Genomic DNA, 9195 nt, shown 5'->3' with positions numbered 1-9195 from the left:
CGCGTCGGCGTAATTGCCCTGCGCGGCTTCGGATGCGGCAAACCCCATGGTGATTGCCAGCGGCGAGGTGACCGGGTAAGTGATGTCTCCGTAGAGACCGCCGATGGGCACCCGGGCGTTCAGCGTGCTCATCGAGATCTGCACCGAACCCGACAGTTGGCCGAAGTTGCGCCGGGAGTACCAGGCTCGGAACAGTGTCACCCGGTCAGTGTCGCCGCACCGAATCCGGCCGACCCAGGCGTCACACGCCGACTCGTCGTATTCGGTGATCTCGGTGAACATGTCCAAAGACCGTGCCTCCGACAGCGGCAGCATGCCGACGGCACTTTCGAACAGGCCGGCCAGGCGATCAGTCATTGATCACCGTTGTAGCGGGCCGTGTAATCAACGTCGTAACGGGATGCGAACACTTCGGCCTCGGCTGCAGCCGCCTCTTCCGGAGTCGGCAGGTTCAGCGTCATGCCAACGAACTCACGTAACAGGGCGCTCTCTTCGGTGCCCTCGCCCGCTGCCTCTTGCATCGTTTCGAGCATCAGGGTGTGCTGGGCGGCGCGGCCCTTCTGCCGAGCCAGGTCGGCGATCACGAAAATCTCCTCCGCGAGCGCGGACTCGGACATGCTCGATGCCTTGTCCGTGACGGTGACCTGTTGGATGATGCCGCCCATCAGGGTCGTCACCGACACCGAACCTTGCGGATTGGTGACGGTGAACAACTCGAAGTCGGGCTCCTCGTCCTTCTCGGTCAGCCCGTGCAGCGCGTCCAGTTCGGTGCCGGCATCTTCGGTCTCGGCCGGCGCGTAGCCATCCAGCGCGTCAAGCGACGACTCTTGGACGGTGGCACCGCCGGAGAAATCCAGCGCGCCGAGATCGTCGCTGTGGTAGTCGTTTCCGGGCAGGTCCACGATGGCGGTCCTTTCTGAACTCAGTGAAGCGGGGAGTCAGCCTCGGGCGGAGGCATGGTCGAGGGCTGGATCCAGCCAGGATCCGGATGGCAGCAGCTCGACCAGACTGTCCAGGGCCCGCTGCAGATTCTGTAGAGTGCCAGGCAAGAAGCTTCCGTATAGCTCGCCGCCGACCTGGCGGGGCAGCGACACCAACCTGCCGTGCGCGGAGTCGAGAACACCGGCGGCGGCCTTGGTGTGTGTCGTGGTGCCGCCGGGATGGCGTTGGCTGGCGACGATCTCCACCCAGCTGGTGGGGTTGCTCACGATGTCGGTGTAGAGGCGTGCCATGGTGGGGGCGATGCCGTAGCGGGTCAGTTGACCGGGGGTGGTGCAGCCGGCCAATTCGCTGGCGACGCCGGTCAGCGGTTCGACTGGAGCCGGCTCCGCCGACCCGAGCACCGCGGTCACCATGCCCGCCAGACCGACCTGCGCCGCGACCAGCTGCAGAACCAGCATGTCGCCGTCGCGCGCAGCCACGACGTGGCTATCGCCCTTGCGGCAGACCACGAATCGCACCATGGCGCCCCCGGCCGAGTCGGCAAGGTCGCGTCGCCACCAGCGGCCCTCGAGGGTCCGGTCGGCCCGGCTCAATGTGTCGACCATGGACGCCACCGCCGGGTGCGGCTGGCCGTGGCGGTCCAGCACGCCTTGCGCGGTGAGGTCGCGCGCTACCTGGTCCCACACCAGATCGCGCAGGTCTTCTTGCGGGATGTTCTGCCGAATCCCTAGTGCGACAGGGAAATCGACCAGATGTAGCCGGTCGGCAATCACCAACATGCCGTCGATGGTGACCTCGACGCCGACCACATCGTCGACGAGGCCCGCGCGAGCAGTTCCGAGCGGACCGGTCATGTCAGCCGAAGATCTTGTCGATGATGCCGGCCAAACCTTGGTCGGCGTTGAGGTAGGCGGTCGCGGCCGAGAGCAGGTTGTTGGCCAGCCCGCCGTTGACCTGCTGCAAGCCGGTGACCGTGCTGGTGTGCGTGGTCTCGAACTCTTGCAGCGCCTCGTTGAAGTTGGAGGTGAACGAACCGTGGGTGCTGGCAACCCGTGCGCTGATGCCACCGATCTCACTGGTCACTTGCGGGAACATCCCGGAAACTTCGTTCTGTATGCCCGCCAATACCTTCAGAAACGACGGTACGACGCCCAGTATCCCGGTCATGGGGTACAACCTTCCTTTTCGTCTAACGTTTTACTCGCTATGGCTTTTGCTCGCTTGGCTTTCGGCTAAAGGACAGTGCCTTCCGGCCGGCGTTGGCCGCCGCTTGTGCCAGCGTCGATGGGTGCCCGCTCGCCCTCGGTCGATCCGGCGGCGGCGCCTTCGTCGTCTTCCTTCTTGTCGCTGACCAACGTGCCTTGCTGCTGGCCGCCCTGTTGCGCTTGCGACGAGATCATCTGGGCCTGCTGACCCGCCATGCTGCCCATCTGGCCCGGACCGCCACCGGCCGCCACGAGCTGTTGCAGCTGACCCATCGTCGAGGTCAGCGAACCCACGCTGGGCAGTTGGGCGAACCCGAGAAGGTCGCCGAAGCTCAGGCTGGGCAGGCCGGCGAAGCCACCCAAAAAGTCGGGCAGTGCAGCCAATTCGGTCCAGGTGGGCAGCTGGCCCAAGTTACCGATACCCGGGATGAGTTCACCCAGGCCGGGCAGGCCCGGGAACAGGTTCGGAATGCTGGGCAGTCCCGGCAGGTTGGGGAACCCGGGGATGAGGCCGCCCAGTTCGGGCAAGCCGATGTTCGGGAAGCCGGGGATGGAGGGCCACTCGAATTCCGGCAGACCGGGGATCGGAAGTGGGAAGTCCGGGACGCCGATCTCCGGCGGCCATTTGAAGTCGGGCAGGCCCGGGATGTCGGGAAGCCCCGGGATCGGAATGTCGGGCAGCTGCGGCGGCCACAGGCCGGGGATGTCGGGGATACCCGGCAGGGGGATGTTGGGCAGGCCCGGGAACTTCGGCAAGGTCGTGAACATCTCGAGCACCCGGCCGAACAGTCCCTTGAGGTTGGTGACGTTCATCAGCGTCATGATCGTCAGGTAGAGCAGCGCTCCGCCGACGGTCGCCATCGCGATGCCCGACATGACAAGCGCCAGCTCCCACGACCACAGGTCGCCGAGCAGCGGGATCTTCTCCAGCACCTTGCAGGCCTTGTACACGCCGTCGATCATCTTTTTCATCGCGCGCAGAACGTCGCGGGTGTTGGCAATGTATTTGGCTTGGTTCGAGATCACATTGCCGGTCAAGTTGTCGATGTCGCCCATGACCTGTGCGCGCAGTTGCTGAGCGATGTTCTGGTTCAAATAGGCATCCGCCGCTTGGCCGATCCAGTTGGCGCCCGGAATGGCCAAGCCCATCTTGTCGCTGATTTGCTTGAACAACGAAGAGCCGGCGGCGAAGACGTCGCCGTTGTCCGGGATGAAGCCCTCTCCGAGCAACAGCAACTGGCCCCAGATGAAGTTACTCGTGGTCTTGCAGAGATCGCTTCCCGCCATTTACCTGGTCCTCACACTCGCTGTTTTGTGCACCGTCATTTTCATGTGCACCTTTGCACCGCACGATGAGCTTAACAGTGTGATGACCGGGGTCGATGCACGAAATTTTCAGTGGGACTGCGATTTTCGAGCGCATAGCAGTCAACGACTGCACGGCGGAATTCCGGGGCCCCGAAGCCACTTCCGGCCGTTCCCCGCGTGATCGTGACTCGGGCGCCCTTTGTGGGTAGGCGTCCGAGCCAACCTCAATTAATTTGAATAATGAGCGTTTCGATCGCCTCGGCGACCTCAGTGGGCAAAGACTCTTCCGCCTCGGCACGGACAATCATTTCTTCGGACACTCCGGCCGCTTGGGCGGTTTCCGAAGTGGACAAATTAGCCCGCCGGCGCGCCGCGTATAACCGCTGCGCCAAAGTGGCTCCTGGCGCCGTTGCGCCGAGCGTCATCAATTCGTCGTGATGGCGGCGCACCGCACTGAGTGCCTTGATCAATTCCGGAGTGATCCGGCTGATACGCGTCGCCTGCACTGCGATCCCTTCGAGCTGACGCAGATCAGCCAGGATCGGCGCCGCGCGCTCGGTGAATTCCGGATCCTGCGGTGACGGCAACGCCGCGATGGCCAGGCTGCAGGTGTCGACCGCCGCGGTGACGGCTTGGGCGATCAAGGACGCCGGGCCGTCAGGTGGCGCCGCGCCGGGGGTAGCCGCAGTGGGTGGCGTCGCGACCGGTTGCGCGGCGACCGGTTCCCCGTGGCGGATCCGAGCGATCGTTCCAGCCGGCCACTGCAGGACTTCTTCGAGCTTGGCCCGGGTGCGCTCGCGCGGCCAACTGCGCCCTTTCTCGAAGGCGATCAGCGCGCCGGCGTTGATGATTCCGTCGGCGGCCAGACTGCGCTGGCTGATGTCGAGTTCGCGGCGGCGCGCCGCGGCGGCGGCGCCGGCGCGCACCACTCCCGGGTCGGGCTCGCTGGTGGCTTCGTCCGACTCATCGGCCGGCGCGCTCGACGGCTTGACGACTTCGAAGGTCAACGCTTCGCCTCCAGTGGGATGGTCGAACCGGACGTCGGTGTTGGCATTCGGGGCGGCCGGGCCGCTCATCAAGCTGTCGACGAACATACCGCCGGCGCCGTCGTCGATGATGCGCCGCTCAGCAACGATGGTCAGCACACCGCTGGTCGGCACGACGGACAGCAGGGCGCTCGTTTCGCTTCCTGCCATCGTCCGTTGCGGCCTTCCTATGCTGTGGCTTCGCTACGTTTTGCAGCTACGGTCACCGCGCTTCACATCTCGAGCATCGCTCTACTGAACCGGGGCAATCGCTACGGTTAGCTTACCTTGAAGTTCCGCAAAGTGGAACGGTTTGTTGCCGCGACTCTGTAGCGGTGCTTGATCAGACGCGCGAGCCGCGCCCTGCATAATGCCGCACAGCACCCGTATGCGCAGGTGAAGCCACCGGTAGCCGATGCCGGTACCCATCCCGTAGCGCTGCATCACTACTGTTTACAGGCGAACTGTTGCACTGCAACGGTTAGTGCTATACGCTCTGTCGACAGAGGGGACTGAACTGCAACGCTTCCAGGAGGAACGTAGAAATGACTGCAACAGCTTTGTTCGAGGTCCCGCTCGGCGTGTGCACCCAAGACCCGGACCGTTGGACCACCACTCCCGACGCCGAGGCCAAGATGCTGTGCCGCGCCTGCCCGCGTCGGTGGATGTGCGCGCGTGACGCGGTCGAGTCGTCGAACGCCGAAGGGCTGTGGGCCGGGGTCGTGATTCCCGACTCGGGCCGTGGCCGGGCGCACGCGCTGGGTCAATTGCGGTCCCTGGCTGAGCGCAACGGCTTCCCGGTGCGCGACAACCGAGTCGCCGCCAAATCGGCATAAGGCCGACGACAAGCGATTTCGTGCGTTCGATGGGCCAGGCCAGGGGTAAAGTAACGGCAGCTGACTAGGGCTCTGCCGCATGCCACACCCAACCGCCGCTTCGAGGGGTCTGCGGTTGGGTGCGGGTCAGTCGGCCGGATCGAACCGGAACACCGCCAGTTGACCGGCCAGAGCCTCGAACTCTTCCGGAGTTCCGTCACGGACCATGCCGGAGCGTTTGGCGAACGACACCCCGACGGGAACCTTGACCGGAAACACCCGCAGGATCGGCCGGGCCTCGGCGGCACTCAACTCGACGATCCGGACCTGACGGGAACGTCGTCCGCGGGCCAGCGTGCCGGCACCCGCGGCCCGGGCATTGGCCGCCCAGTCCGCGCCGGGATAGCCGGCGACCACGTACAGGGCGCCGTCGTACTGGAACGGCGTCATGGGGGTACTGCGCAGCCGGCCCGACTTGCGCCCGGGGACCGTGAGAACCATTGCCGGCCCGGTCGGTATGCCGAGCTTTTGCACGGCCATCATCACCTTGTTCATCGACTTGAGGTAGCGCGGCGGGCGGGGTTCGGTGGCCTCAGCCATGGTCGGCTCCCGATACAGAGTCGGTGAAAAGATCGCGGTGCTCCGCGACCCAGGACGCGAAGGTCTGCGCCGGACGGTCGAGAATCTTCTCGACGTCGTGAGTGATCAGCGCCGGCTGGTCGAGGGTCGCGGCCAGCATGGCCAGATACGCCTCCCAGAATCCGTCCGCAAACCCCGCGGTGACACCCGCGCCGGCCAACTGTTGTCGTGCCACTTCCGGCGGAATCTCCTGATAGTGCAGCCGCCGCCCCAATGCGGCCCCGATGACGCGGACCAACTCGGCGTTGGTCAAGGCTTGCGGCCCGGTCAGCGAAAGCTTTTGACCGACGAAGTCGTCGGTCAGCAGAGTGCGCGCCGCGACCGCCGCGATGTCGCTTTCCACAATGGGCGCATGCGACGCCTGAGCGTAGGGGCCGACGACGACGTCCCCGCGTTGAATCTGCGCCGACCACATGCCGGCGAAGTTCGTCGCGAACACAGTTGGCCGCAGGCTCACCCACGGCAGCCCCGAATCGATGACGAGTTGCTCGACCTCCTTGTTGCGGTCACCGCGGAAGCGGGATGGCTGGCGAGAGAAGTCGTCATCGGCGTTGATGGCCGACAACGCAACCAGTTTGGAGATGCCTGCGGCCGCGCAGTCAGCCACCACTTTGGGCAACTGTGCACCCAGCGCCCGGGAATTCAGGAACACTGCCGATGCTCCCGGCAGCGCTTTGGCCATAGAGTCGACCACCTCGACTCCGTCGGGGAATTCGGTGGTGTGCGGTCGGCGGGTCACTGCCCGAACCTGCGCCCCGGCGGCGGCTAGTTCGGCGACCAAGGGAAAACCGACATTGCCGGTCGCCCCCGTCACGACGAGTGTCATGCGGATCTCCTTCGCTCAGAAAACGTGTTCTGATGGAAAGGACGGACCCGAGGCTGGGAAAGTTACCGTCGCAGGATGTAACTTTTCCCGTCTGCAGATCGTCGGAACTTCCATGGACCCAGCGACGTCACCGAGTGACCAGGTCGTGGACGCGTGGCGTCGTCACCGGCCATACCTGATCAATCTCGGGTACCAGATTCTCGGGGACGTGGGCGCCGCAGAAGACGTTGTGCAGGAGGCGTTTCTGCGCCTGTCGCGCACTGACCTCGCCGAGATCGACGACGTCCGCGGCTGGCTCACCGTTGTCACCAGCCGGCTGTGTCTGGATCAGGTGCGCTCGGCACGCGCCCGATACGAACGGCTGGACCCCGGCGCGTTGCCGGAACAGTCGGTCGAGTTGACTCCGGCCGAGCGGGTCACCCTGGACGACGAGGTGCGCAGCGCGCTCCTAGAGGTCTTGCGCAGGCTGAGTCCGGGCGAACGCGTGGCATTCGTACTGCACGATGTGTTCGGGTATCCGTTCGAGAACATCGCCGAGACGGTCGGCCGCCCGGTCGGCACCTGTCGCCAGTTGGCGCGCCGCGCTCGATCCAAATTCATTGCCGCACAACCGAAGCTCAACGACGTCGCACCCGCGGAACACCAGGTCGTCACCGAGAAGTTCCTCACCGCCTGCGCCAATGGTGACCTCGTCGCACTGGCCGCGGTCTTGGACCCGACCGTGTGGGGAGTGGGCACCATCCTGGCCGACCCCGCGCCGCCGCCCCAGATCAATCACGGCCCGCAGGAGGTGGCCACCAATTTGTTGCGCTACCTGGGGCCGGGCGTGACGCTGGTGACCGGACCCGCTGGACAGCCGGTCCTGCTGGCCTTCGCCGACCGCCGCCTTTTCGCCGTCATCGTGTTGACGCTGCACGGCGGCCGGGTGAGCAAGATCGAGGCGACGGTCGACCCCTCCGCGCGCATGGGTTCGGTCCAGCCGCAGTAGCGGGGTGCGGACCACGTTGGAGTTCATCGCGACCCGGTCCGCTGGCCTGGCTGGCGCGGTTGGTGGCGCCGAAGCCGGGTGAACCGTCAGCGCGCCGGGCGTTCGGCCGAGCGGTCCGGCCGAGCCGAGAAGTAGCCGACGATCGTCGCCGCGACCTGTAAGAACTTCAATCGTGTCGCCGGGGCCATCTCGTGAGTCACGTCGATGACCCCGCCTGGCCGCAGGTGCGGATCGAACGGCACTTCGACGACCGGCTGGCCGTGGTCGACGAATTCGCGGGCCAGTAACGAGCGGGTGCGCTTGTCGGCGTGCCCGTCGGAGTCGTTGAGCACCACGACACTACGTCGAAGCAATCCGGTCAGCTGGTGATCAGAGAGCCATTCCATGGTCTTGGCGGCGGCCGAAGCTCCGTCCGCCCACGGGGAGGACACCACGATCAGGGCATCCAGATCGCGCAACACCTCCTGGGTGACCGCCGCATCCATGGTCGAGCCGCAGTCGATGACCGAGATGGAGAAATGCCGGTCCAACCGCCGAGCGGCCTCGCGGTAGACGGCCGAATCGAGCACGCGGCGTGGACCGGACGCCGGTTCCCCACCCAGCACGTGAAGACCCACCGCATTGCGTCCGACGCGTGCGGTCATGTCGGCGAACGATTGCAAGTTCTTGTCGGCGGTCAGCTCCCAGAACGAGCCGGTGGTGCGTGGATCGATCCGGCTGCTCAGCCGGCCGAACGCCGTGTCGGCGTCGATTGCGACGACGCGGTCCTGCTGACGCAGCTCGGCGAGAATGGAGCCGACGCTGGCAGCGACCGACGTCTTGCCGACGCCGCCCTTACCCAGCACCCCGACCTTGTGGGTGCCGTGCAACGGGATGCGGATCGCGGCTTGGAACTCTGCGGCCTCGCGTTCTGAGGGCGACGGCCCGAGCTTGACCAGGCCGAAGGTGGCCGCCCGCAGGAACCGTCGCCAGCCACGCTCCTGCCGTTGCGCCCGCGTCCGCGCCTGTAGCAGCGCCGGGTCGACCCAGGGCGCCTGTGGCGGCGGTGCGGTGGTGTCCCGATGCGGTGGCGGCCCTGGCGGCTGATGCGGGGGTGGGCCGTGCGGTCGTTGATGCGGAGGCTCCGGATGCGGGCCGCCGTGGTATTGCGGCCTGGGTGGTTGCGGTGGAGGCGGCGCTTGCGGTGGCGGCGGCGCTTGCGGTGGCGGAGCCTGCACCTGCTGGGTCGGCGCCTCGGGCACCGGCTGCCGCGGCGATTCGGGCTGCGGCGCCTCGGTCACCGGCTGCGGCGGCGATTCCGGCTGCGATGCCGGCACGATGTGGGTCGGCGCGTCGGTCACTGGCTGCGGCGGCGCGTCGGATTCCGACGGAGGTGGTGGTTCTCGGTGCGGCGGCGCTTCCGGTGCACGCGGTGGTGGTGGCGGCGGCGGCACGGGTGGGCGTGCGG

General features: G+C 66.2%; 10 protein-coding genes and 1 pseudogene. 2 read left to right on the top strand and 9 right to left on the bottom strand.

All coding sequences use genetic code 11. From position 1 onward, the window contains the following. The 6 genes and pseudogenes from A9W95_RS11235 to A9W95_RS11210 form a co-directional block, all read right to left on the bottom strand. Window positions 1-357: pseudogene (locus tag A9W95_RS11235) on the bottom strand (type VII secretion AAA-ATPase EccA); the annotation flags it as partial. Beyond that, complete coding sequence (locus A9W95_RS11230) at window positions 354-902, bottom strand: DUF2694 domain-containing protein (RefSeq protein ID WP_082983029.1); 549 nt, start codon at window positions 900-902, stop codon at window positions 354-356. The gene A9W95_RS11230 and the pseudogene A9W95_RS11235, both read right to left, overlap by 4 nt. Window positions 903-938: 36 nt before the next feature. Then, window positions 939-1796 (bottom strand): ESX secretion-associated protein EspG, encoded by an 858-nt coding sequence (locus tag A9W95_RS11225; RefSeq protein WP_067412173.1) that lies wholly within the window; start codon window positions 1794-1796, stop codon window positions 939-941. A 1-nt stretch (window position 1797) separates the two neighbouring features. After that, window positions 1798-2109 (bottom strand): ESX-1 secretion-associated protein, encoded by a 312-nt coding sequence (locus tag A9W95_RS11220; RefSeq protein ID WP_067412170.1) that lies wholly within the window; start codon window positions 2107-2109, stop codon window positions 1798-1800. A 65-nt stretch (window positions 2110-2174) separates the two neighbouring features. Continuing rightward, entirely contained in the window at window positions 2175-3434 is a 1260-nt protein-coding gene (locus tag A9W95_RS11215) for an EspA/EspE family type VII secretion system effector (RefSeq protein WP_067412167.1), read from the bottom strand. Between the two features lie 245 nt (window positions 3435-3679). Beyond that, the gene (locus A9W95_RS11210; protein ID WP_067412182.1) at window positions 3680-4549 is read right to left on the bottom strand and encodes an FHA domain-containing protein; all 870 of its coding nucleotides are present in this window, start codon (window positions 4547-4549) and stop codon (window positions 3680-3682) included. A gap of 476 nt (window positions 4550-5025) precedes the next feature. On the opposite strand from A9W95_RS11210, the gene A9W95_RS11205 reads away from it, so the two are divergent. Beyond that, window positions 5026-5316 (top strand): WhiB family transcriptional regulator, encoded by a 291-nt coding sequence (locus A9W95_RS11205; protein ID WP_067412164.1) that lies wholly within the window; start codon window positions 5026-5028, stop codon window positions 5314-5316. Window positions 5317-5442: 126 nt separating this feature from the next. On the opposite strand, the gene A9W95_RS11200 is transcribed toward A9W95_RS11205, so the two are convergent. Continuing rightward, the gene (locus A9W95_RS11200; RefSeq protein ID WP_067412161.1) at window positions 5443-5895 is read right to left on the bottom strand and encodes a nitroreductase family deazaflavin-dependent oxidoreductase; all 453 of its coding nucleotides are present in this window, start codon (window positions 5893-5895) and stop codon (window positions 5443-5445) included. Beyond that, window positions 5888-6760 carry an NAD(P)H-binding protein gene (locus tag A9W95_RS11195; protein WP_067412158.1) on the bottom strand — a complete coding sequence of 291 codons (873 nt, stop codon included), beginning with the start codon at window positions 6758-6760 and terminating at the stop codon, window positions 5888-5890. Before A9W95_RS11195 ends, A9W95_RS11200 begins: the two co-directional genes overlap by 8 nt. Before the next feature lie 112 nt (window positions 6761-6872). Between A9W95_RS11195 and sigI the strand changes: the two genes are divergently transcribed. Further along, window positions 6873-7748 (top strand): RNA polymerase sigma factor SigI, encoded by an 876-nt coding sequence (sigI, locus tag A9W95_RS11190; RefSeq protein ID WP_067412155.1) that lies wholly within the window; start codon window positions 6873-6875, stop codon window positions 7746-7748. An 86-nt stretch (window positions 7749-7834) separates the two neighbouring features. Here sigI and A9W95_RS11185 read toward each other — a convergent pair whose 3' ends face one another. Beyond that, the gene (locus A9W95_RS11185) at window positions 7835-9028 is read right to left on the bottom strand and encodes a MinD/ParA family protein (protein WP_371328056.1); all 1194 of its coding nucleotides are present in this window, start codon (window positions 9026-9028) and stop codon (window positions 7835-7837) included. Window positions 9029-9195 lie beyond the last annotated feature (167 nt).

Origin of the sequence: Mycobacterium sp. 1423905.2, assembly GCF_001673155.1 — a bacterium.
Lineage (GTDB): Bacteria > Actinomycetota > Actinomycetes > Mycobacteriales > Mycobacteriaceae > Mycobacterium.
This window is presented reverse-complemented; position numbering and strand designations above follow the sequence as displayed.